Source organism: Microbacterium sp. MPR-TSA4, from assembly GCF_058792815.1.
In genome coordinates this window covers 1-22825 of sequence record NZ_JBXAFF010000042.1, presented here as the reverse complement: position 1 = coordinate 22825, position 22825 = coordinate 1, and the positions used below count along the sequence as shown (strand labels likewise).

Here is a 22825-nt window from a genome sequence, read left to right as displayed (position 1 = left end):
GTCCCTCCCACCCCCGAGGAGTCCGCATGATCCGCCATGTCGTCGCGTGGAAGCTGAAGAGCGAAGACCCCGTCGAGAAGGCCGCGCAGGCGCAGAAGATCTCCGCCGACCTGCTGGCCCTGCGCGGCGTGGTCCCCTCGATCATCGAGATCGCCGTCGGCCCGGACGTCGTCGGCGGCGCGAACTGGGACGTCGCGCTCGTCGCGGACTTCGCCGACCAGGCCGGACTCGACGCCTATCAGACCCATCCCGACCACCAGGCGGTCGTCGGCTACGTGCGGGCGGTCGTCGCCGACCGGGTCGCGGTGGATCTCGAGGTCTAGCCTCAGACCTCGACGATCGGCGCGTCGGGCGCGTTCGTCTTAATCGAGGCGATGCCGTTCATCGCGGCCGCCTTCGAGTTGTACGCCTCGCCGGTCGCGATGATCTGGCCGTTGCCGGCCTTGAGGCGGAAGCGCCAGTGTCCCGACGCGTCGGTGTAGAGCTCGAACTTCCCGGCCATGGTGTGCCCCCTTCGACACGCGCAACGACGGTGGTGCGCGCTGCACACGATAGTGGGCGGCCGCGGTCGCGGGAAGGGGTGCCGGGCTCAGGCTCCGCCGCGCAGCCTCCGGCGCAGCGCATCGGTCCCGTCCGCGCTGAGGCCGCCCGTGGCGAGGTAGTCCGCGGCCCCTCCGTGCGTGCGGTCGATCCAGTCCAGGGCCGCGCGGATCGCGCTCGGCGGGGTCTCGGTGACGAGCGTGCGCAGGGCCGGGGTGAGCGGCATCCCGAGCGACGAGATCATCGCCAGCATGCCGTCGGCCCAGGCGCCGGCGAGGTGCTGCTGCGACGCGGCGTAGTCGGCGACGACCGCGTCGCGCTCGACCCCGGCGGCGTCCAGGAGGAGGGCGACGGCGACGCCCGTGCGGTCCTTGCCTGCGGTGCAGTGCACGAGCACGGCCGTGGGCTCGTCGTCGCGGGAGGCGCCGACCCGGCGGGCCACCTCGGCGAAGGATGCCGCGCCGTGCTGCAGCATGCCCACGTACAGCTGGTCGAGGGTCGGCAGCTGGGCGAGCGCGTGCTCCACGAGCGCGGGGTCGGCCGCGCCGCCGGAGGCCAGCACGCGCTGCGCCATCTCGGCCATCGCTCCCTCCAGAAGCGACAGCTCGAGGATCTCGATCGGGCGCGACGGCGGGAGCCGGTCGGGAGCCGCACGGCGCTCGTCGGGGGTGCGGAAGTCGGTGACGACGCCGATCGGGCTGTCCGCGAGCGCCTCCAGGCCGGCGTCGGTCAGCCGGTCCAGCGCGGCGGAGCGGTACAGCACGCCGGCTCGCGTCGTGCCGCCTCCGATCAGCGGCATCCCGCCCGTGTCGCGGAAGTTGTGCAGTCCCTCGATCGCGTGTGCCACGGCATCCAGCCTAGGCCCGCGTGTTCGAGGGGCCGGTTCAGGGCGCCAGGCGCGTGGGGCCGCGGAAGAGGAAGGTGACCTCGCGGATGGAGTCCTGTCCGAGCATGAGCATCAGCACGCGCGCGAGGCCCATGCCGAAGCCGCCGTGGGGCGGGATGCCGTAGCGGAAGAAGTCGAGGTAGTGCTCGAGGCCCTCCAGCGACAGGCCCTTCTCGAGCGCCTGCGCCTCCAGCACGTCGATGCGGTGCTCGCGCTGCGCGCCGGTGGTGATCTCGGTGCCCTGGAACAGCAGGTCGTAGCTGTTCGTCAGCCCGGTCTCGGGGTTTCGCATGTGGTAGAACGGGCGGATCTCGGGGTGGTAGTCGGTGATGAACACGAACTGGTGCCCGAAGGTCTCCCGCACATGCGCCGAGATCTGACGCTCGCCCTCGGGGTCGAGGTCGCCGTCGGTGCGGGGGATGTCGTAGCCGCGCGCCGCCACGATCTCGCGGGCCTCGGCCAGCGGGATGCGCGGGAAGGGGAGCGTCGGGACGACGACGTCGATGTCGAACAGCTCCTTGATCTCGTCGCCGTGCTTGTCTTTGACGGCCTGGAACGCGGCGGCCAGCAGCTCCTCCTGCATCGCGGCGACGTCCTCGTAGGAGTCGATCCAGCTGATCTCGGCGTCGATCGAGGTGAACTCGGTCGCGTGGCGGCTCGTGAAGCTCGGGTCGGCGCGGAACACGTCGCCGATCTCGAACACCTTGCCGAAGCCGGCGGCCTGCGCCATCTGCTTGAAGTGCTGCGGGCTCTGCGCGAGGTAGGCCGTCTGGTCGCCGAAGTACTCCAGGGCGAACAGCTCGGCGTTGCCCTCGGCGGGCGTGGACATGAGCTTGGGGGAGTGGATCTCGACGTAGTCGCGCTCGATCCAGTAGGTGCGCATCGCGTGCTCGAGCGTCGTCTGGATGCGGAAGACCAGGTTGTTGCGGCGCTGGCGCAGGTCGATGAAGCGCCAGTCCATGCGCTTGTCGAGGCCGCTGTCGGCGGCGATCGGCGTCTCGGGCAGGGCCGCGGCGGCGATCTCCAGGGTGGCGATCTTGATCTCGACGCCGCCGAGCTTGACCCGCTCGTCGTGCTTGAGCTGACCGGTGACCGTCAGGAAGGTGCCCGTCGACAGCTCCGAGATCAGCGCGGTGAGCGCGAGGGCCGCGGCATCCTGCTCGGCGCCCGGCGATTCGAGGAGAGCCGGGTCGGGACGCGTCGTGGGGTTCACGAGCTGGACGGCACCGGTCTCGTCGCGGAGGATGACGAACTGCACCTTCTTCTGGTCGCGGACGGTCTCCACCCATCCGGACACCGAGACGGTGCCGTCTTCGCGGGACTGCAGCTGGCTGACGAGGGTGCGTTCACTCACGAGGGATCAGTCTACGTGGAGCGGCGTTTCGACTCGCTGCGCTCGCTCAACGACCGGAGGGGGGTGAGGGCGGGCCCGGTCGTTGAGCGAGGCGCGCAGCGCCGAGTCGAAACGCCCCGCACCCGGCATCCGCCCAGGTTCCGGTCACCTGCGGTGGGTACCGTCGACGCCATGGCGATGGCATCCGACGGCTCGTGGCTCACCGCGCTCGTCGATGCGGTCGTCGGCCTCATGAACCTCATCGGGGCCCCCGGCGCGGGCATCGCGATCGCGCTCGAGAACCTCTTCCCGCCGCTGCCGAGCGAGGTCATCCTCCCGATGGCGGGACTGGCCGCGGCACGCGGATCGTTCACGCTCGTCGAGGCGCTGCTGTGGACGACCGCCGGCTCGGTCGCGGGCGCCTTCGCGCTCTACGGCCTCGGCGCGTGGCTCGGTGTCGCCCGGCTGCGTGCGCTCGTACGACGGATGCCGCTGCTGAAGGTCGACGACGTCGACCGCACGGTCGCGTGGTTCGAGCGCCACGGCGGCAAGGCGGTGTTCTTCGGGCGCATGCTCCCGATCTTCCGGAGCCTCATCTCGATCCCCGCGGGCGTGACACGGATGCCGCTGTGGCGCTTCGGACTGCTGACCCTCGCCGGATCGTTCCTCTGGAACGCCGTGTTCGTGCTGTCCGGCTATCTCCTGGGCAACCAGTGGCACGTCGTCGAGGAGTACGCCGGGGTCCTGCAGTACGCCGTCATCGGCGTCGCCGCCGCGGCCCTCGTCTGGTTCACGGTGAACCGCGTGCGCCAGCTGCGCGGACGGACCGCGGATCGCGATCCCGCCTGAGCGCCGCCGCGGGCGCCGTTCCCAGCCCGGCCACAGATGAGGCCCGCGTAGACTGAAGGTGTGCCCGCCGATCGCCTCCACCTCGTGCGCCATGGCGAGGTCCACAACCCGGGCCGCGTGCTGTACGGTCGCCTCCCGAACTTCCGGTTGAGCGCCGACGGGCGCGAGATGGCGCGCAGCGCCGCCGCGCACCTGTCCGCTCTCGGTCGTCCCGTCACGGCGCTGTACGCCTCGCCGCTGCAGCGCACGCGCGAGTCCGCCGAGCCGATCGGGGAGCTGTTCGACCTCGATCCGATCATCGACGAGCGCGTCATCGAGCCGACCAACGTCTTCGAGGGCAAGCGCATGAAGCGCGCCGTGCTGAACCCGCTCAACTGGCGTCACCTCGCCCGCCCGGCCGTGCCCAGCTGGGGTGAGCCCTACGCCGAGGTCGTCGCCCGCATGGATGCCGCGATGACGGAGGCGTGGAACGACGCCGACGGCGGCGATGTCGTCATCGTGTCGCACCAGCTGCCGATCTGGGTGACGCACCTCGCGGTGGCCGGCGAGCCGCTCCGTCACGATCCGCGCAAGCGCCGCTGTGCGCTGTCCAGCGTGACGAGCTTCGAGCGCGACGGCGCCGGCTGGCGCGAGGTGGCGTACGCCGAGCCGGCGTCGACATCGCGGGCCGTGGACGTGGGGGCGGTATGAGGCGCTCGACGACCGCGAAGCTCGCGGCATCCCTGGTCGCCCTGGCGCTCGCCGTCGGTCTGGCGGGGTGCAGCGGAGCGAACGACGACCTGGCCAACCAGTACAAGCAGGGCGACGACAAGGGGTACATCTCCGGTGACGGCAGCGTGCAGGAGATCGCGCCGGAGGACCGCACGTCCGCCGTCGCATTCACCGGGACGGCCGTCGACGGCTCCACCGTCACCAGCGCCGACTACGCGGGCAGGGTCCTCGTGCTGAACTTCTGGTACGCCGGCTGCGGTCCGTGCCGGGCCGAGGCGCCCACCCTCGAGAACACCTTCCAGTCGGTCGAGCCCGCCGGCGCGGCCTTCCTGGGCGTCAACATCTACGACGGGCCGGAGGCGGCGACCGCGTTCGAGCAGACGTACGGCATCAGCTACCCGTCGCTGCTCGCGAAGGACGACGCCGACCTCAAGCTCGCCTTCGCCTCGTGGACGCCGCTGCAGTCGGTGCCCATCACGCTGGTGCTCGACAAGCAGGGCCGCGTCGCGGCGCGCTTCGTCGGTCGCGTCGAGAGCGAGTCGATCCTCAAGACGATCGTCAACGACGCGCTGTCGGAGACCTCGTGACCGAGGTCGTCTTCAGCGGGGCGCTGTGGCTCGCGATCCCGATCGCCATGCTCGCCGGTCTCGTCTCCTTCCTCTCGCCCTGCGTGCTGCCGCTCGTCCCCGGCTACCTCGGCTTCCTCGGCGGGGCGTCCGGCGCCGCCGCGGCGCGCGGGCGCACGGTGCGCGCCGGCCGCGGACGGCTGCTGATCGGCGTGCTCCTGTTCATCGCGGGCTTCACCGTCGTCTTCGTCGCGATGGGTGTGCTGGCGGGCACCGCCGGCCGCTTCTTCATCCAGTACGGAGAGCTGCTGACGCGCATCCTCGGCGTGGTCGTCATCGTCATGGGGCTCGTGTTCCTCGGGCTGTTCGGCTTCGCCCAGCGGACGCTCAAGCCGCAGGTGCGCAGCGGCCTCGGCCTCGCCGGTGCGCCGCTGCTGGGGGTCGCGATGGGCATCGGCTGGGCGCCCTGCATCGGCCCCACCTACGCCGCGATCCTCTCGATCTCGCTGACGCAGGCCGATCCGCTCCGGGCCGTGCTGCTGGCCGTCGCGTACTCGCTGGGCCTCGGCATCCCGTTCCTGCTGCTGGCCGTCGGGTTCGGCTGGGCCACGCGGTCGGTCGCGTTCCTGCGCCGCCACATCCGCACGGTCAACGTCATCGGCGGCCTGCTTCTGATCGTGCTCGGTCTGCTGATGGTGACCGGGCTCTGGACCGCGGCGATGTCGCAGCTGACGGGGGTGATCGGCGGTGTCGAACTCCCGCTCTGAGCGCGCGGGCAGCGATCCGCTGCGTCCGGACGACCACGCGGATGCCGAGGCGCCCGCCACCGGGATCGCCCAGCCGCGGCTGGGCGTGGTCGGCTGGCTGCGCTGGGGGTGGCGCCAGCTCACCAGCATGCGCACCGCGCTCGTGCTGCTGCTGCTGCTCGCGATCGCGGCGATCCCCGGCTCGATCGTGCCGCAGCGCTCCGCCGACCCCAACGGCGTGCTGCAGTACAAGACGGACAATCCCGACCTGTTCCCCGTCCTCGACACGCTGCAGCTGTTCGACGTCTACTCGTCGGTGTGGTTCTCGGCGATCTACATCCTGCTGTTCATCTCGCTGATCGGGTGCGTCATCCCGCGCACCAAGCACCACTTCAACGCGCTGCGCGCGCGTCCGCCCCGCACGCCGGTACGGCTCTCGCGCCTCGACGACCACGCGGAGATCGACCGTGCCGTGCCCGCGGGCGCGGACGCCGCGGCCTACGCCGAGGCCGCCGTCGAGCTCGCGCAGGCGCAGTTGCGCAAAGCGGGGTACCGCGTCGAGCGGTACGACACGCCCGCGGTGGGCAAGCGTCCTGCCACGGCATCCGTCTCGGCGGAGCGCGGCTACGCCCGCGAGACCGGCAACCTCGTCTTCCACGCCGCGCTCGTCGGCGTGCTGATCTCCGTGGGCGTCGGCGGCGGTCTCACCTACACGGGCCAGACCGTGATCGTCGAGGGCGACAGCTTCGTCAACTCCCTGGGCCTGGGCTACACCTCCTTCAACCCCGGACGCTTCGTCGACACGAACGCGCTCCCGCCCTACTCGCTGACCCTCGACAGCTTCGATGTCACGTACGTCCCGGTCGGCGAGGCCGGGCAGGGGCAGGCGGGCGACTTCGCGGCGAACCTGACCACGCGCGAGCCGGGGCACGATGCGCAGCAGCAGACCGTGCGCGTCAACCATCCGGTCGACATGGCGGGCGACCGCGTGTACCTCATGGGCAACGGCTACGCGCCGACCATCACGGTGCGAAACCCCGCGGGCGATGTCGTGCTGCGCGAAGACGTCGAGTTCCTGCCGCAGGGCGCCACCATGACCTCGCTGGGTGTCGTGAAGGTGCCCGACGGGCTCGCGCAGCAGGTGGGCCTGGTCGGTTTCTTCTATCCCACCGCGGCCAAGCTGCACACGGGGGCGCTCACCTCGGCCTACCCGGCCCTGGCCAATCCGGTGCTGACCCTCGACGTCTACACGGGCGACCTCGGCATCGACGACGGCACCCCGCGCAACGTCTACGCACTGGACGTCAGCGGCATGACGCAGCTCACGGGCCGCAGCATCGACGTCCCCTCCCTCGAGCTCGCGCCGGGGCAGACGGTGGATCTGCCCGACGGTCTGGGCACGATCACGTTCGAGGACGCCAAGGCCAGCGGGGCCGCCGAGCAGGTGAAGCGCTACGTCTCCCTCTCCATCCACCGCGACGTCGGTGCGCCGTGGGTGCTGGGCTTCGCGATCGTCGCCCTCGCCGGGCTGCTCGCCGCCCTGTTCGTCCCGCGTCGGCGCATGTGGGTGAAGGCGACCGCGGACGGCGACGTCGTGCACCTGGAGTACGCCGGCCTCGCGCGCGGCGAGGACCCCGCGATCGCGGCGGCCGTCGCCGACCTCGTGCGCGAGCACGGTGCCGCCATGGATGCCGCGGGAACCGCCGGCGCCGCGGCATCCGACCGGACCGCTGCGCAGACCGCCGACGTAGACTGATCGTCATGCCCGACGGCCTCTCCCTCGACGAAATCTCCCGGCTCCTGGTGTGGACCGCGGTCGCGATCTACGCGCTCGCGTTCATCGCCTACGCGATCGACCTCGGGCGCCGGTCCGACCTCGCCATCCAGCAGAAGGATGCCGCCCGGGAGCGGGTGCTCGTCGGTGCCGCCGCGGCGGTGTCGGCCACGGCAGCCACGTCGCTCGCGAGCCCGCTCGACGAGATGCGGGCGCAGCAGCAGGCGGCCAAGGCGGAGCTGGAGGCGCCGCTCGCCCGCCGCACGCGCTACCTGTGGGCGCGCATCGGCACGTCGCTGACGGTGCTCGGCTTCCTGTTCCACGTCGCCGGCGACGTGCTGCGGGGCATCGCCGCCAGCCGGGTGCCCTGGTCGAACATGTACGAGTTCGCGCTCACCGGGACGATGCTGATCATGGCCGTCTACCTGGTCGTGCTGTTCAAGTACGACCTGCGCTTCCTCGGCACCTTCATCACCGGCCTCGTCGTCGTGCTGCTGGGCGGCACGGTCCTCTGGTTCTACACCGCGGTCGTGCCGCTGTCCGATCCGCTGAAGAGCGTGTGGCTCGTCATCCACGTCTTCGTCGCGTCGCTGTCGACGGCCCTGTTCGCCCTCGCGTTCGCCCTCTCGGTGCTGCAGCTCATGCAGGCCCGCCGCGAGCGCCTCGCCATCGCCGCCATCGCCGCCGCGGGAGAGGAGAGCACGGCGCGCCGCCGCGGTCCGCGCTTCCTGCGGACGCTGCCGTCGGCCGACGTGCTCGAATCGCTCGCGTACCGCTTCACGATCATCGGCTTCATCTTCTGGACCTTCACCCTCATCGCCGGCTCCATCTGGGCCAACGACGCGTGGGGCCGCTACTGGGGCTTCGACACGAAGGAAGTCTGGACGTTCGTCATCTGGGTGCTCTACGCGGGCTACATCCACGCGCGCGCGACCCGCGGGTGGCGGGGCACGCGCTCGGCCTGGCTGTCGATCATCGGCTTCGCGGCGGTCATGTTCAACTTCACGATCGTCAACATGTTCTTCAAGGGCCTGCACGTCTACAGCGGCCTGAACTGACCCGCGGTCGGCGGCATGCCGCCGCCGCGCGGGCCGTCCGCGGCGGTCAGGCCAGGGCGGGGGATGCCGCGAGCAGCGCGCGGGCGCTCGCCGTGCGGCGCCGCGTCACGGCGATGGTGCTCGCGATGAACGCCAGCACCGCCCACGCGATCATGGCCGTCAGCCCGGCCGCCGCTCCGCCGGCCGACGTGGTCGCCGCGAGCAGCGCGGTGTAGGCGGGCGAGGTGGGCATGGCGCCGGCGATCGAGGCGAGGATGCCCGGGATCGTCGACACGATCCCGGTCGCCACCGCGAGCACGCCCACGAGCGTCGAGATCCACCGGCCGGCGCCTCCGAACACCGCGACCAGCGCCTGGTTGACGGCGGCGAACGAGATGCCGGCGACGACGGCGAGGCCCGCGAAGGCGAACCAGGTGCCCGCGTCGTAGTTCGCCGCGATCTGGGCGACACCGGCGACCAGCAGGCCCTGTGCCGCGCCGATGGCGGCGGCCGGAGCGAGGCTGCGCAACGCCAGCAGCACCGACGGGCGGCGCGAGCTGAGGGCGTGGCGCGGCACCGCCTGGAGCGCGATGAACGAGCCCAGACCGCCGAACCAGAGCGCGAGCATCGCCAGCAGCGGGATCGCCGACGAGCCGAAGAGGTTCGTGCCGATGCCGTCGGCGCTCACGGGGTTCGCCACCACCTCGGCGGTGGCGTCGGCCTGCTGCTGCGAGTACGTCGGGATCTGCGAGACGGCCGAGTCCAGGCCCTGCGCCAGCGAGCTGGAGCCCGAGGCGAGCTGGGTCACGCCGGTGCTGAGCTGGGTCGCGCCGTCGGCGAGCTGCGTGGCCCCGTCCGCCAGCTGGGAGGCACCCGTCGACAGCCCGGTCGCGCCGGTGGCCGCCTGGTCGATGCCGTCGGCGAGCTGGCCGAGACCGGACTGCAGCCCCTGGGCTCCACCGGTCAGCTGGGCGATTCCCGCGGCCGTCTCGGGCAGCGCCTGGTCCTTCAGACCGTTCGCGTATCCCGCGGCGTACCCGGCGTTCGTGGCGGACGCCTTCACGCCGTCGGCCATCGATCCCAGAGCGACGCAGACCGCACCCTGTTCGGGCGTCGTCGGCGTCGCGGGCGGAACGCAGTTGTTGTCGGCGAGGAGCTTCTGGTACTGCGTCGCCAGGCTCTGCGTCGAGGCCGCCGCCGCCGACGCGTACTGCGCCGTCGTCGACACCGTGCCGCCGAGCGTGTTCGGCTGCGTCGAGGTGACCTGCGCCGACAGCTGGTTCAGCCCGCCGGCGAGCTGTCCCGCTCCCGCGGACGAGTCGCGCGCACCGGTCGCGAGCGTCGCCAGCCCGCTCGACAGGTCGCTCGCGCCCGAGCCGAGCTGACCCGCTCCGGAGGCGAGCGCCGTCGCCCCGTCCGGGAGCTGCGCGGCGCCCGTCGCCGCCTGCTGGGCGCCGCTGGCGAGCTGGTCGGCGCCGTCGGCGGCCTCACCGAGCTGGTCGTGAAGCGTCGTGAAGCCCATGAGCACGTTGGTGAGGTACTGCTGCGAGACGGCGCTGCCGAACACGGATGCCGCGGTCTGGGTGATCGTCGCCGTGATGGCGCCGTCGACCACGCGGCCGTCGGGGGCGGTCTGCACCTGGATGGTCGCCTTCTCCGGCGTCTTGCCGGGCGCGGTCGAGGTCGCGGCCGCCGAGAAGTTCTGCGGGATCGTGATCACGGCGTCGTAGGTGCCGTCGGCGAGACCGGAGGCGGCGTCGTCGGTGTTCGAGATCACCCAGTCGAGGTTGCTCGGCACGTCCGACGAGCCTTCCACGAGGCCGGCGGTCAGCTGCCGCCCGAGCGGTGCGGTCTGGCCGTTGATCGTGACGGGCTCGTCGTTGTTCACGATCGCCGCGCGGACGTTGCCGAGGCGCTCGGTCGGGTTGTAGAGCGCCGTGAGGAGGATGCCGCCGATCAGCACGGGCAGCAGGAGGACGCCGAGCACCGTGAGCCAGGTCACGGGGCGGCGGGAACGAGCGCGTTCGAGGGGGAGAGTCATGCGGAGATCACCTGCGTGGGAGAGTCGGCGGTACCGGTGGTGAGGGCCAGGGCGGTCACGCTCCGGCGATGAGCGTCGGCGAGCACGTCGAGGGCGGGGCCCTCGCGACGTGCCGACGCGATGAGGGTGAGCGGGCGGGCGTGTGCGCCGCCGCGGGAGATGCGCGCGGCGGCGCGCTCCTGGGCGTCGCGCAGCAGGGCTGCGGCCTGATCGCGGTCGGCGCCCGTGAGCGTGTCCAGGCCGTCGATGGCGACGATGGTGGTCCCGCCCGCGAGCGCTCGCCGCAGCTCCGTGAGCGGAGCGGCGGCGCCGTCGAGGAGGGCGACGCCCACGTGGGCGCGCACCCACGCCCCGCGGCCGGGCAGGAGGTGCCCGGCGACGCGCAGGCGCCCCTCGCTCGGGTCGACGCGGCCGGCGACGGCGAGGACGAAGGCGCGTCCGGCGCGCGGGTCGGCCGCCGTCGCCAGCAGGGTGCCGCCCTGCTCGAGGCGGATCGTCGACGCGCGGAAGAGCGTGACCTCGCCGACACCGGCCCCGCCGTCGACGCGGACGGTCAGGTCGTCGGCGGCCAGCGCGCCGTCGTAGCCGGGCTCCGGCCATGCGGTGAGCGCGAGCTCGCGCTCGACGGCCTCGCCCTCGATGTCGAAGTGCGGGAGCACACGGTCGAGCCATCGCGGCATCCACCAGGCCTTGTCGCCGAGGAGCGTCATGATGGCCGGGCCGAGCGTCATCCGCACGAGGAAGGCGTCGACGGCGATGCCGACGGCCAGTCCCAACGCGATCGGTTTGATCGAGGTGTCGCCCTCGGGGATGAACGCCGCGAAGACCGCGAACATGATGACGGCCGCTGCGGTGACGACGCGCGCCGAGGCCGTGAAGCCGCTGCGCACGGCGTCGACCGCCATGGCCCGGTCGGCGTGCCCGCCGCGGTCGCGGCGCGCGTGGACGAAGTCCTCGCGCATGCGCGAGACGAGGAAGACCTCGTAGTCCATCGCGAGGCCGAACAGCACACCCATGAGGATGATCGGCATGAAGCTGATCACCGGACCGGTGCGCGTCACGTGCAGGGCGTCGGCGAGCCAGCCCCACTCGAACACCGCCGCGACGGCGCCGAACGCCGCGAGGATCGACAGCAGGTAGCCCAGCGTCGCCTTCAGCGGCACCCAGATCGAGCGGAACACGATCATCAGGAGCACGAACGACAGACCCACGACGAACAGGCCGAACGGCAGCAGTGCGGCGCCGAGGCGATCGGAGATGTCGATCGCGATCGCCGTGAAACCGGTCACCTTCAGGTCGATGCCGTACTTCTGGAGCCACTCGTCGTGGTGGGCGCGCAGCTCGCGGACGAGCTCGGCGGTCTGCGGCGCGTCGGGGGCGGTGGTCGGGACGATCTGCACCAGCCCCGTGTCCGCCGTCTCATTGGGGGTCGAGAGGGCCACGCGCTCGACGCCGGGGATCTTCTCCACATCCGCTTTGAGGTCGGCCATGAGCGTGAGCGGGTCGGTCGAGGTGACGATGGTGCCGGTGAGGATCAGCGGCCCGTTCGCGCCGGGGCCGAAGTGCTCCGCCGTCAGGTCGTACGCCTGGCGGGCCTCGCTGGATGTCGGCTGCATGCCGGCGTTGGGCAGCGCGAGCTGCAGGCTGGAGGCCGGGATCGCGATGACGCCGAGCGTCAGGATCACCGCGAGCGTGCTGACGACGGGATGGCGCGTCACGAGGGCGACCCACGGGTTCGTCTTCGTGACGGGCGCCGCACCGGCGGCATCCGCCTGCGCGCGCGCCGGGCGGCGCCGGCGACCGACGCGGATGCCGCGACCCAGGACGCGGCTCCAGCCCACGACGCGGCCCTTCGCGAAGCCCAGCAGCGCCGGGGTGAGGGTGATCGCGACGACGACGGCCACCGCCACGGCGCCCGCGGCGGCCAGGCCCATCGTCGTGAGGAAGGGGATGCCGGCGAAGCCGAGGCCGACCAGCGCGATGAGCACCGTGATGCCCGCGAACATGACCGCCGAACCGGCCGTCCCCGTCGCGCGGGCCGCGGACTCCTCGGGGTCGACACCGGCGCGCACCTGATCCTGATGTCGCGCCACGATGAACAGCGCGTAGTCGATGCCGACCGCGAGCCCCAGCATGATGGCAAGCATCGGCGTCGTCGAGGACACGGTCGCGAACGCCGTGGAGGCGAAGATCAGCACGACCGACAGGCCGACGCCGATGAGGGCGCTCACCAGCGGGAACCAGGCGACGGCGAGCGAGCGGAAGGTGACGATCAGCACGAACAGGGCGATGAGCACGCCGATGGCCTCGATGATCGACAGGGCGGGCAGCGAGGTGGAGAACAGGTCGCCGCCGACCACCACGGTCGATCCGGCCGGCAGGGCGGCGTCGAGCGAGGTGGACAGGTCTTCGAGCGTGGTCTTCGTCGCGGCCGGCACGTCGGTCGCGGTGCCCTGGAACTGCAGGCGGATGAGGGCGGCCTGACCGTCGCCGCTGACCATGCCGTCGACGTTCTCGCTGAACGGGTCGGTGACGGCGAGCACACCGTCGAGAGAGCCGAGCTCGGAGACCGCCGAGGCGATCTCGTCGGAGTACGGCTTCTCGTCGACGCGGTCGCCCGCCGCGGCGACGACGATGTACTGCGCGCTCGTCCCGCTCGCCTGGGGGAACGTGCGGTTGAGCAGCTCGAGGCCCTCCTGACCCTCGGTGCCGGGGATCGAGAAGGAGTTGTCGAAGCCCTTCACGGCGCCGGTCGCGACGCCGACGCCGACCGCGCCGCCCACCACGCCCAGCAGCAGGAGCCACGACACGAGGACCCGCCACGAGTGGCGGTAGGACCAGCGGCCCAGCGAGTAAAGCAGAGTGGACACAGGTGCTCCGGTTCAGACGATCGGGGTGGGGGCGGACAGGGATTCGATACACCGCTGTATCCGATACACAGATGTATCCTAAGAGCCGGGGTTCTCGCAATCCTGAGCACTCGATGTGAAACTGAGGACCGGCGCCGAGCGCCGCATCCCGCCGACGAAGGGAGGACACCGTGACGGACATCGCCGAGCGCGCCGACGGCAGTCGCCCGCCCAGCCAGCGCCGCGAGCAGACCCGGGCGCGTCTTCTCGACGCGGCGCACGACGTGTTCGCCGAGGTGGGCATGGATGCCGCGTCGGTCGAGGCGATCTGCGAGCGCGCGGGGTTCACCCGCGGGGCGTTCTACTCGAACTTCGAGTCGAAGGACGAGCTCTTCCTCGCGCTCGTGACCCGCCTGTCCGACGCGAAGCTCGACGCGGTCGCCAGCCGGGTCCACCGCCTCTCGCCCGACGGTCCCGTCGACGTCTCCGAGCTCGTGGGCCAGCTGGGAGCGCCGTTCGGCGAGGGCATGGATCCGCAGCTCATGACGGAGATCCGCGTGCAGGCGCTTCGCGACCCGCGACTCGCCGAGGCCTTCCTCACCCTGCAGCGGCGCATGCTCGACCGCATCGAAGGCTTCCTCGAGCACATCATCGCGACCTACGGCCTGACCCTGCGTCTGTCGGTGGCGGAGGCGGCGCGCATCCTCCTCGACGTCGCGAACGAGACCTGCACGACGGCGATGCTGCAGGGCATCGAGGACGACGGGGTCACCGCTGCGCTGCGCGGACGCCTCGACGCCCTGATCCCGGCGCTGGTCGCCGCCGGTGGGGAGCGGGCCTTCCGCTACGCCGACCGCTGACCGCCGCGGGGTCGACCCCCGACGCGATCCGCCGCGGTCACAGCAGCGCGGCGCACCGCTCCAGGCGGTCGAGCCACCACGCGCGCCGATCGGGCATCGCCGCATGCCGGGCGAGCGCGGCGGCATCCGGGACGACCCGCCCCACGGGCAGCATCCCGCCGGAGGGACGCAGCGGCCGCGCCGTGACATCCGCCGCGAGCAGCGAGGCCGTGCCGAGGCCGCAGTCGTAGGGCAGATCGGGCAGGGCCGCGGCGAGGGTCGTGCCCATCGACAGGCCGATGCTCGTGTCGAGAGCGCTCGAGACGACCGCCGGAAGGCCCGCCTCCGCGACGATCGCCAGCGCCGCGGCGACCCCGCCGAGAGGCTGCGCCTTCACGACGAGCAGATCGGCCGCGCCGGCGCGCGCGACGGCGAGCGGGTCGGACGCCTTGCGCACCGACTCGTCGGCGGCGATAGGGATGTCCCAGTCGGCGATGCGCGCGCGCAGCTGGGCGAGCTCCTCCACCTCGGTGCAGGGCTGTTCCAGGTATTCGAGGTCGAACTCGGCGAGCGCGTGCACCGCATGCTCGGCCTCGTCGACGTTCCACCCGCCGTTGGCGTCGAGGCGCACCCGCCCCTCCGGGCCCATCGCGGCGCGCACGGCACGCACCCGCGCGACGTCGTCGACGAGCGTCTGGCCGCGCTCGGCGACCTTCACCTTCGCGGTGCGGCACCCGTCGAAGCGGGCCAGCACCCCGGCCACCTCGTCGGCCCGGACGGCGGGGACGGTGGCGTTGACGCGGACGGTGTCGCGCCGCGGATCGGGCTGGCGGCGCCATCCGAAGTCGATCGCCGCGGCGAGCCAGACGGCGGCCTCCGCGTCGTCGTACTCGAGAAACGGCGAGAACTCGGTCCAGCCCTCGGGGCCCTCCATCAGCACCGCCTCGCGGTGGTCGACGCCGCGGAAGCGGGTGACGAGGGGCAGCGATACCACGTGCGCCGTGGCGAGCAGCTCGCCGAGTGCGGGGACGGTCATGGCTCCATCCTGCCTCGGGAGGCCGCCGCCGCGGGGACCCCGCGTCGCGGCCCGCCGTCTGCGGCGGCGACGCCCGTAGAATCGGGCGGTGACCGCCTCCCTCGCCGCCGCCCGCTTCGCGCTCGACATCGACGGTGTACCGCGCCCCGCCCGGGCGCAGGCGCTGCTGGACGCCCTCGCCGAGCGGGTCGTCATCGCCGACGGGGCGATGGGCACGATGCTGCAGCGTCATGACCTGCGGATCGACACCGACTTCGCCGGCCTCGAGGGCTGCAACGAGATCCTGAACGTGACGCGACCCGACGTGGTCGCCGACATCCACGACGCCTACTTCGCGGTCGGCGTGGACGCCGTGGAGACGAACACGTTCGGGGCGAACTGGTCGAACCTGTCGGATTACGGCATCGACGACCGCATCACGGAGCTCGCGGCCGCCGGGGCGCGGATCGCCCGCGAGCGTGCGGAGGCGGCGGAAGCGGTCGACGGGCGGATGCGCTGGGTGCTCGGCTCGATGGGGCCCGGCACGAAGCTGCCGAGCCTCGGCCACACCACCTATGCGCATCTGAAGGAGACGTTCGCCCTTCAGGCCGAGGGGCTCATCGACGGCGGCGCGGATGCGTTCCTGGTCGAGACGAGCCAGGATCTGCTGCAGACCAAGGCCGCGATCAACGGCTGCAAGCAGGCGATCGTGGCCCGCGGCATCCGGCTGCCGATCTTCGTCGAGGTCACCGTCGAGACGACCGGCACCATGCTGATGGGCTCGGAGATCGGGGCGGCGCTCACGGCGCTGGAGCCGCTGGGCGTCGACGCCATCGGCCTGAACTGCGCGACCGGTCCGGCCGAGATGAGCGAGCACCTGCGCCACCTGTCGAAGCACTCCTCCGTGACGATCGCCTGCATGCCCAACGCGGGGCTGCCGGTGCTGACCGCCGACGGTGCGCACTACCCGCTGACGCCCGCGGAGCTCGCCACGGCGCACGAGCAGTTCGTGCGCGAGTTCGGCCTGGGCCTCATCGGCGGATGCTGCGGCACGACGCCCGAGCATCTCGCCGCGGTGGTGGAGCGGGTGGGGTCCCTCCCGGTGACCTCCCGTCGGATCGTCGACGGGCTGCCGGGGGACGCGGCGACGGAGTACACCTCGCTGGCCTCGCGCTCGCGCACCACGCTTGTCGGCGCGGCGCCCCTCGCGGTCGACCGCGAGCCCGGGGTCGCCTCGCTGTATCAGCACGTGCCGTTCCGGCAGGATGCCAGCTACCTGGCGATCGGGGAGCGCACCAACGCCAACGGGTCGAAGGCGTTCCGCGAGGCGATGCTGGAGGGCCGGTGGGACGACTGCGTCGAGATCGCCCGCGGGCAGATCCGCGTCGGCGCGCACCTGCTCGACGTGTGCGTCGACTACGTCGGCCGCGACGGCGTCGACGACATCCGCGAGGTGGTGTCGCGGTTCGCCTCGGCATCCACTCTTCCTCTCGTGATCGACTCGACCGAGCCGGCCGTCATCCAGGCGGGGCTGGAGCTGATCGGCGGCCGTCCCGTCGTGAACTCCGTCAACTACGAGGACGGCGACGGCGCGGCATCCCGCTTCGGGCGCATCATGCCGCTCGTCAAGGAGCACGGCACCGCCGTCATCGCCCTCACGATCGACGAGCAGGGTCAGGCGCGCACCGCCGAGGACAAGCTGCGCATCGCGTCGCGGCTCGTCGACGAGCTCGTCGGGGCGTGGGGCATGCGGGTCGAGGACATCATCGTCGACTGCCTCACCTTCCCGATCGCGACGGGCCAGGAGGAGACCCGCCGCGACGCGATCGAGACCATCGAGGCGATCCGCGGGCTGGTCGCGAAATACCCGGGCATCAACACGACGCTCGGCGTCTCCAACGTCTCGTTCGGGCTCAACCCCGCCGCCCGATCGGTGCTCAACTCCGTGTTCCTGCACGAGGCGACGCAGGCGGGGCTGACGAGCGGCATCATCGACGCCGCGAAGATCGTGCCCCTGGCGTCCCTCCCCGAGGAGCAGCGGAAGGTCGCGCTCGACCTCGTCTGGGACCGGCGCGAATGGGATGCCGACGGCACCCTCACCTACGACCCGCTGGCGACGATGCTCGACCTGTTCGCCGGGGTCGACACGGCGGCGCTCCGCGACCAGCGCGCCGCCGAGCTGGCGGCGCTGCCGGTCGGCCAACGCCTCGAGCGCCGGATCATCGACGGCGAGCTGAAGGGTCTCGAGGCCGACCTCGACCTGGCGCGCGCCGGCGATGCGGATGCCGCGCCGCTCAGCCCGCTGCAGATCATCAACGACCACCTGCTGGAGGGCATGAAGGTCGTCGGCGAGCGGTTCGGGTCGGGCCAGATGCAGCTGCCGTTCGTGCTGCAGTCCGCCGAGGTCATGAAGACCGCGGTCGCCCTGCTCGAGCCGCACATGGAGAAGACCGACGAGGCCGGCAAGGGCACGATCGTGCTCGCGACGGTGCGCGGCGACGTGCACGACATCGGCAAGAACCTCGTCGACATCATCCTCACCAACAACGGCTACACGGTGATCAACCTCGGCATCAAGCAGCCGATCGCCGACATCATCGCCGCCGCCGAGGAGCACGGCGCCGACGTCATCGGCATGAGCGGCCTGCTCGTCAAGTCGACGGTGGTGATGAAGGAGAACCTGCAGGAGCTCTCGGCGCGAGGGCTCGGCACGCGGTGGCCGGTGATCCTCGGCGGTGCGGCGCTGACCCGCGCCTACGTCGAACAGGATCTCGCGGAGCTCTTCGACGGCGAGGTCCGCTACGCCAAGGACGCGTTCGAGGGGCTCGCGCTCATGGAGCCGCTCGTGCGGATCGCGCGCGGTGAGGCTCCGGATGCCGTCGGCCTGCCGCCGCTGAAGAAGCGCATCCACGCCGCGGGGTCGCGCCTGACCCTCACCGAGCCCGAGGCCATGCCGGCCCGGTCGGACGTGGCATCCGACAACCCCGTGCCCGCGCCGCCGTTCTGGGGCACGCGCATCGTCCGCGGCATCGCGCTCGCCGACTACGCGGCCTTCCTCGACGAACGCGCGACGTTCATGGGGCAGTGGGGGCTCAAGCCCGGGCGCGGGGAGGACGGGCTGTCGTACGAGCAGCTGGTCGACACGGAGGGTCGTCCGCGGCTGCGGTACTGGCTCGACCGCATCCTCGCCGAGCGCATGCTCGACGCGTCGGTGGCCTACGGGTACTTCCCGGTCGTCTCCGAGGGCGATGACCTCGTCGTGCTGCACCACGGCGACGACCCGACCGGTCTGCTCGGGCCGGCCGGACTGCTGGCGCCGGACGGCGGATCGGGCGGCGCCCTCGGCAGCGACCGGCTGCGCTTCCACTTCCCGCGGCAGCGGCGCGACCGCCACCTGAACCTCGCCGACTTCGTGCGCTCTCGCGCGTCGGGGCAGGTCGATGTGCTGCCCGTGCAGCTGGTCACGGCGGGGGCGGCCATCGACGCCGTCACCGCGAAGATGTTCGCCGAGGACCGCTATCGCGACTACTACGAGCTGAACGGGCTGGTCATGCAGCTCACCGAGGCGCTCGCCGAGTTCTGGCACGCGCGCATCCGCGCCGAGCTCGGCTTCGCCGGGGAAGACCCCGCCGACACCGCGGGACTGTTCAAGCTCGAATACCGCGGCGCGCGGTTCTCGCTCGGCTACCCGGCCTGCCCCGACATGGAGGACCGCCGCAAGGTCGTCGAGCTGCTGCGTCCGGAGCGCATGGGCGTCGAGCTGAGCGAGGAGCTGCAGCTGCATCCCGAGCAGTCGACCGACGCGTTCGTGTTCCACCACCCCGAGGCGAAGTACTTCTCGGTCTGAGCCGGTCGCGGCATCCGCGGGTGGGCCAGGTGCGGGTTCCGGGTGTCTCGGCGCCCGGGCCGAACTGCAAGGGATGCCGGGCGACACGCCGCGGCCGGGCGCGGGGTGGCGGCGCGTCGCGGCTACGACCTTGCAATTGGGTTGGGGTGGGACGGCCGGGGTGGATTGGGTGAGACAGCGCTGGGGTGAGGCGGCGCTGGGTCGGCATCCGGTGTGCCCGGGCCGAACTGCAAGGGATGCCGGGCGACACGCCGTGGCCGGGTGCGGGGTGGCGGCGTGTCGCGGCTGCGAGCTTGCAGTCGGGGCGTGAGGAGGTGGAGGTGACGGTGGGGCCGAAGCGGGCTCAGCGACGTGCCAGGGCGGCGGCATGCGCCGCGATTCGGGCGAACACGCGTCGCTGCACCGCGTACGACTCCTCCCAATCGCCATCCGACTGCAGACCGTGGTCGGCGCCGGCGATCTCCATCACCGCGGCTGCGGTCTTGCTGATGCGGTCGGGCCACCACGTGGCATCCGTCGTGCCAGCGACGATGAGATGAGTCGCGGATGCCGCGCGCAACGCCGTAGCCACGACATCGTGGCCGACCAGCGGCGTCAACCACACCCCAGGTATGCCTGCCGCGACGGCGTGTGAGGCCGCGAAGGTGCCCAGAGACTTGGCGACGACAAGGTCGGGCGCGCACGGGAGGGCCGAGATGATTTCGCCCCACTCCCGGGCGACGAAGTCGGCCGGGTCGTCCGCGGCGTCACCCAATGCCCACTCGGCGGCGTAGACGTCCCATCCGTTCTGAGCCAGGATGACGCCGGTCCAGTGCAGCAGCGGTGCCTGCGCGGTGTATCCGCGCCCGGGCAGCAGGACCGCTGCAGGTGCGCCGTCCGACGACGGTGTGAGGCGGTGCAGCACGACCATCCCGCGATCCTAACGGCCAGCCGCACACACCGGACTGCAAGGGATGCCGGGCGACGCGCCGTGGCCGGGCGCGGGGTGGCGGCGCGTCGCGGCTGCGAGCTTGCAGTTCGGATACGGCCCGCGGGTGAGGGTCAGGCGACGGGGGTGCCGCACATGCCGCAGATGCCGGTCGCGGGCACCTGCACGAAGCAGTCCGGGCACATCACCGCGGGACGCTCGGGGATGGTGGGGGCGGCGACGGTGCGCGGCGTGCCCGAGGCGACCCGGGCGGCGCGGGCACGCTCGCGCGTGGTCGGCGCGGGCGCGGCGGCGAGCTTGGCCGCGGGCTTGTGGTCGGCGCAATAGAACCGCACGAATCCGGCCGGATTGTTCGGATGCCGGTGCTTCATCACCCACAGCGCTTCGCGCGGCCACGGCTCGCTGGTCGGTCCGCAGCCCGAGCACCGGGTCGCGTCGCCCGGCACAGCCTGCTCGGCGGCGACGGCGATTTCGAACGGCAGGGCATCTCGCCAGTCCGAGGAGTTCCTGATCTGCACGACATGCCCTTCCGGCGGCATCCTCGGGTGGACGACGGCCGTGCCCCATTCTCCCACGGCCGCGCCGCCGGCGGGTCTCACTCCACAGCGGATGGCACCGCGGATGCCGCCCCCGCCCATCCCGACCACTCCGCCGCGTCGACGACGCAGAACCGGTTGCCCTCGGGATCCTCCATGATCACGTAGTCCGCATCGGCCGGCTGCCGGTCCCACACGACGCGGCGCGCGCCCAGACGCTCCAGCCGCGCCACCTCGGCGTCCTGGTCTTGCGCGTAGAGGTCGAGGTGGATCCGCGGGGGCAGGACGCGCGGCGCCGCGACGGCATCCAGCGACACGCTCACCCCGGCCCCGTGCCGCGGATGCAGCAGCGCGAAGTCGTCGCCGGCGGGCTCGCGCACCACGTAGTCGAGGGCCGCGGTCCAGAAGGCCGTCTCCCGCGCGAGGTCGTCGACGCGGATCACGACGGAGCCGACGACCAGCATCACCCGGCCTCCGGGTTGCGAGCCGTCACCGTGATCCAGGAGTCGGTGGCCGCGGCATCCGGGGCCGTCGTGTCGCGGACGACGACGTCGGTCCAGCCCGTGGCGGCGAAGGCCTCGGCCAGCGGATCCTCGCGCCACAGCACGAAGTGTCGCGGCGCGTCGAGCTTGTGCGCCGACCAGTGCTCGCCCTCGCCCTTCTTGAAGGAGGCGATCATGACCCCGCCCGGCCGGGTCGCGGCGCGCGCTCGCCGCAGCACGCCCCGCAGCCGCGCCCGCGGCACGTGCAGCAGCACGGCACTGGCGAACACGGCGTCGTACGGGCCGCCGAAGTCGGCGTCGCGCACGTCGAGCAGGCGTGCGCGATGGCCCGCCGCGTGCTGCAGTGCGATGAAGGATGCCGCGGCATCCGTGCGGTCGACGGCGAAGCCCGCCGCCTCCAGCGCATCGGCGTCGCGGCCCGGGCCCGAACCGAGCTCGAGCACGGAGGAGCCCGCCGGCAGCAGTGCCGTCAGCTCCGCGACGAGCGGCGACGGCGTGGCCGACGTGCGCTGGGCGTAGCGCAGGGCGTGGTCGCGGTAGACGGCGAGGGTCAGCTCGAGCGGGTCGCCGAGCGGCGGGATCGTGCAGTCGTAGCGCTGCCGAGTCGGCCACCGCGGGTCGCGCGGCGCATCGGAGACCGCGAAGCCGAGGCGACGGTAGAACTCGACCGCGTCGTCGTCGGTGCTCGCGAACAGCGGGAGGGTCGGGTCGGCGCGACGCGCGGCATCCACGAGCCGGGACCCGAGACCGGTGCCCCGCGCCTCGTGCGCGACGGCGATGTAGTGCAGCTCCGTGCGGCCGCGGGCGGGGTCGGGGCCGAAGGCGGCGAAGCCGAGGATGCCGCCGGCCACGACGCCGACGACGGTGAGCCGGGGCAGTTCGGCGTCGCGGATCCACAGGAGCGCGTCGGCATCCACCCCGGCCGCCTCCCAGAGGAGGGGGAGGAACGCCTCCGAGCCGATCTCGTCCGGGGTCAGGGGCCGCACCGTCGTGGTCATGATTCGACTGTAGCGAGCGCTCCGCGGGGTCTCTGAGGGGGCGACGGCGGCCCGGGAGCCCCGGCGACGGGCTTCGCGCGCCGCAGCGAGCGCAGCAGCGCACGCCCGATGAGTCCGATCCCGATGACCGTGGTGACGGCGCGCAGCGTGTCCCAGCTGAGGGTCGAGGTCACCAGCGAGTAGACGAGGAAATTCCCGAGGTTCTCGATGAGGGGCGCGCCCGGGCTGTAGGAGATGCTCGTCCCGGCGCCGACGGCGAACGGCCAGAACCACATGTTCATGATCAGCCCGAACACGTACGCCGACACGACGCCGTACGCCGCGAGCATCGCGACCTCGGCGCCGCCGCGCACGCGCCGCGGCAGCAGCCCGGCGCCCGCCGCGACCCAGCCGCAGGCGAACATCTGGAACGGCAGCCACGGCCCGACCCCGCCCCACAGCACCGCCGACAGGGCGAGGGATGCCGCGCCGAGCAGCAGTCCGAAGCGCGCCCCGTACGCCCGCCCGGCCAGGATCAGGAGCACGAACAGCGCCTCCACGCCGCCCACCCCGGTGCTCGCGATGCGCACGGCCGCCCCGATCGCCGCGAGCACGGCCAGCAGCGCGAGGGTGTGCGCCGACCGCACCGTCGTGTCGAGGCTCGCGAGGGCGACGATGATCGCGAGAGGGGCGAGCGCCATCGCGATGACCGGCGCGGCGGCCTGCGCCTGCGCCGGCACCGCCGTCGCCACGAGGGGCCACAGGAACGCGGCCGCCGCGACGAGGTTCGCCGCGACCAGGGCCGCGGTGAGGCTGCGCCGCGGTCGGGGCTGGGGCCGGGGCTGCGG

Annotated in this window: 19 protein-coding genes and 1 pseudogene; 9 read left to right on the top strand and 11 right to left on the bottom strand. The window is 72.3% G+C overall.

Features of this window, described 5'->3' with window-relative positions; genetic code table 11:
- The coding region (locus AC1Q49_RS13575; protein ID WP_492492764.1) for a Dabb family protein at positions 1-323 on the top strand (323 nt) is incomplete at its 5' end.
- 2 nt (positions 324-325) lie between these two features.
- Here the strand turns inward: AC1Q49_RS13575 and AC1Q49_RS13570 are convergent.
- The 3 genes from AC1Q49_RS13570 to aspS form a co-directional block, all read right to left on the bottom strand.
- The gene (locus AC1Q49_RS13570; protein ID WP_205282327.1) at positions 326-502 is read right to left on the bottom strand and encodes a YegP family protein; all 177 of its coding nucleotides are present in this window, start codon (positions 500-502) and stop codon (positions 326-328) included.
- Between the two features lie 87 nt (positions 503-589).
- The gene (locus AC1Q49_RS13565) at positions 590-1387 is read right to left on the bottom strand and encodes a tyrosine-protein phosphatase (RefSeq protein WP_492492762.1); all 798 of its coding nucleotides are present in this window, start codon (positions 1385-1387) and stop codon (positions 590-592) included.
- A 37-nt stretch (positions 1388-1424) separates the two neighbouring features.
- Positions 1425-2780, bottom strand: a complete 1356-nt coding sequence (aspS, locus tag AC1Q49_RS13560; RefSeq protein WP_492492760.1) for an aspartate--tRNA(Asn) ligase — start codon at positions 2778-2780, stop codon at positions 1425-1427.
- A gap of 171 nt (positions 2781-2951) precedes the next feature.
- Between aspS and AC1Q49_RS13555 the strand changes: the two genes are divergently transcribed.
- From AC1Q49_RS13555 to ccsB, 6 genes are read left to right on the top strand one after another with little or no spacing between them, the layout of a single operon-like run.
- Positions 2952-3608 carry a DedA family protein gene (locus tag AC1Q49_RS13555; RefSeq protein ID WP_492492758.1) on the top strand — a complete coding sequence of 219 codons (657 nt, stop codon included), beginning with the start codon at positions 2952-2954 and terminating at the stop codon, positions 3606-3608.
- A 60-nt stretch (positions 3609-3668) separates the two neighbouring features.
- Positions 3669-4298 carry a histidine phosphatase family protein gene (locus tag AC1Q49_RS13550; protein WP_492492756.1) on the top strand — a complete coding sequence of 210 codons (630 nt, stop codon included), beginning with the start codon at positions 3669-3671 and terminating at the stop codon, positions 4296-4298.
- The gene (locus AC1Q49_RS13545) at positions 4295-4906 is read left to right on the top strand and encodes a TlpA family protein disulfide reductase (protein ID WP_492492754.1); all 612 of its coding nucleotides are present in this window, start codon (positions 4295-4297) and stop codon (positions 4904-4906) included. The genes AC1Q49_RS13550 and AC1Q49_RS13545 overlap by 4 nt, the downstream gene beginning before the upstream one ends.
- Positions 4903-5652, top strand: coding sequence for a cytochrome c biogenesis CcdA family protein (locus AC1Q49_RS13540; protein ID WP_082808075.1), 750 nt, complete (start codon positions 4903-4905; stop codon positions 5650-5652). The genes AC1Q49_RS13545 and AC1Q49_RS13540 overlap by 4 nt, the downstream gene beginning before the upstream one ends.
- Entirely contained in the window at positions 5633-7387 is a 1755-nt protein-coding gene (resB, locus tag AC1Q49_RS13535; RefSeq protein ID WP_492492752.1) for a cytochrome c biogenesis protein ResB, read from the top strand. The genes AC1Q49_RS13540 and resB overlap by 20 nt, the downstream gene beginning before the upstream one ends.
- Positions 7388-7392: 5 nt before the next feature.
- Entirely contained in the window at positions 7393-8463 is a 1071-nt protein-coding gene (gene ccsB / locus AC1Q49_RS13530; RefSeq protein WP_492492750.1) for a c-type cytochrome biogenesis protein CcsB, read from the top strand.
- Positions 8464-8509: 46 nt separating this feature from the next.
- On the opposite strand, the gene AC1Q49_RS13525 is transcribed toward ccsB, so the two are convergent.
- Together AC1Q49_RS13525 and AC1Q49_RS13520 are read right to left on the bottom strand one after the other, a co-directional pair.
- A complete protein-coding gene (locus tag AC1Q49_RS13525) occupies positions 8510-10483 on the bottom strand; it encodes a YhgE/Pip family protein (RefSeq protein ID WP_492492748.1) in 1974 nt (657 codons plus the stop codon).
- Positions 10480-13353: an MMPL family transporter gene (locus tag AC1Q49_RS13520; RefSeq protein ID WP_492492746.1), complete on the bottom strand. Its 2874-nt coding sequence runs from the start codon at positions 13351-13353 to the stop codon at positions 10480-10482. Before AC1Q49_RS13520 ends, AC1Q49_RS13525 begins: the two co-directional genes overlap by 4 nt.
- 170 nt (positions 13354-13523) lie before the next feature.
- Between AC1Q49_RS13520 and AC1Q49_RS13515 the strand changes: the two genes are divergently transcribed.
- A complete protein-coding gene (locus AC1Q49_RS13515; protein ID WP_060958878.1) occupies positions 13524-14192 on the top strand; it encodes a TetR/AcrR family transcriptional regulator in 669 nt (222 codons plus the stop codon).
- A gap of 37 nt (positions 14193-14229) precedes the next feature.
- On the opposite strand, the gene AC1Q49_RS13510 is transcribed toward AC1Q49_RS13515, so the two are convergent.
- The gene (locus tag AC1Q49_RS13510; RefSeq protein ID WP_492492744.1) at positions 14230-15207 is read right to left on the bottom strand and encodes an o-succinylbenzoate synthase; all 978 of its coding nucleotides are present in this window, start codon (positions 15205-15207) and stop codon (positions 14230-14232) included.
- 88 nt (positions 15208-15295) lie between these two features.
- On the opposite strand from AC1Q49_RS13510, the gene AC1Q49_RS13505 reads away from it, so the two are divergent.
- Positions 15296-19033: a methionine synthase gene (locus AC1Q49_RS13505; protein WP_492492742.1), complete on the top strand. Its 3738-nt coding sequence runs from the start codon at positions 15296-15298 to the stop codon at positions 19031-19033.
- A 343-nt stretch (positions 19034-19376) separates the two neighbouring features.
- Here AC1Q49_RS13505 and AC1Q49_RS13500 read toward each other — a convergent pair whose 3' ends face one another.
- The 5 genes and pseudogenes from AC1Q49_RS13500 to AC1Q49_RS13480 form a co-directional block, all read right to left on the bottom strand.
- A complete protein-coding gene (locus tag AC1Q49_RS13500; RefSeq protein WP_492492740.1) occupies positions 19377-19943 on the bottom strand; it encodes an alpha/beta fold hydrolase in 567 nt (188 codons plus the stop codon).
- 131 nt (positions 19944-20074) lie between these two features.
- Positions 20075-20479 (bottom strand): glucose-6-phosphate dehydrogenase, encoded by a 405-nt coding sequence (locus AC1Q49_RS13495; protein ID WP_191007957.1) that lies wholly within the window; start codon positions 20477-20479, stop codon positions 20075-20077.
- Positions 20480-20556: 77 nt separating this feature from the next.
- A complete protein-coding gene (locus tag AC1Q49_RS13490; RefSeq protein WP_492492765.1) occupies positions 20557-20961 on the bottom strand; it encodes a VOC family protein in 405 nt (134 codons plus the stop codon).
- Positions 20961-21998, bottom strand: a complete 1038-nt coding sequence (locus tag AC1Q49_RS13485) for a GNAT family N-acetyltransferase (RefSeq protein WP_492492738.1) — start codon at positions 21996-21998, stop codon at positions 20961-20963. Before AC1Q49_RS13485 ends, AC1Q49_RS13490 begins: the two co-directional genes overlap by 1 nt.
- A pseudogene (locus AC1Q49_RS13480) lies at positions 21995-22825 on the bottom strand (ECF transporter S component); the annotation flags it as partial. The gene AC1Q49_RS13485 and the pseudogene AC1Q49_RS13480, both read right to left, overlap by 4 nt.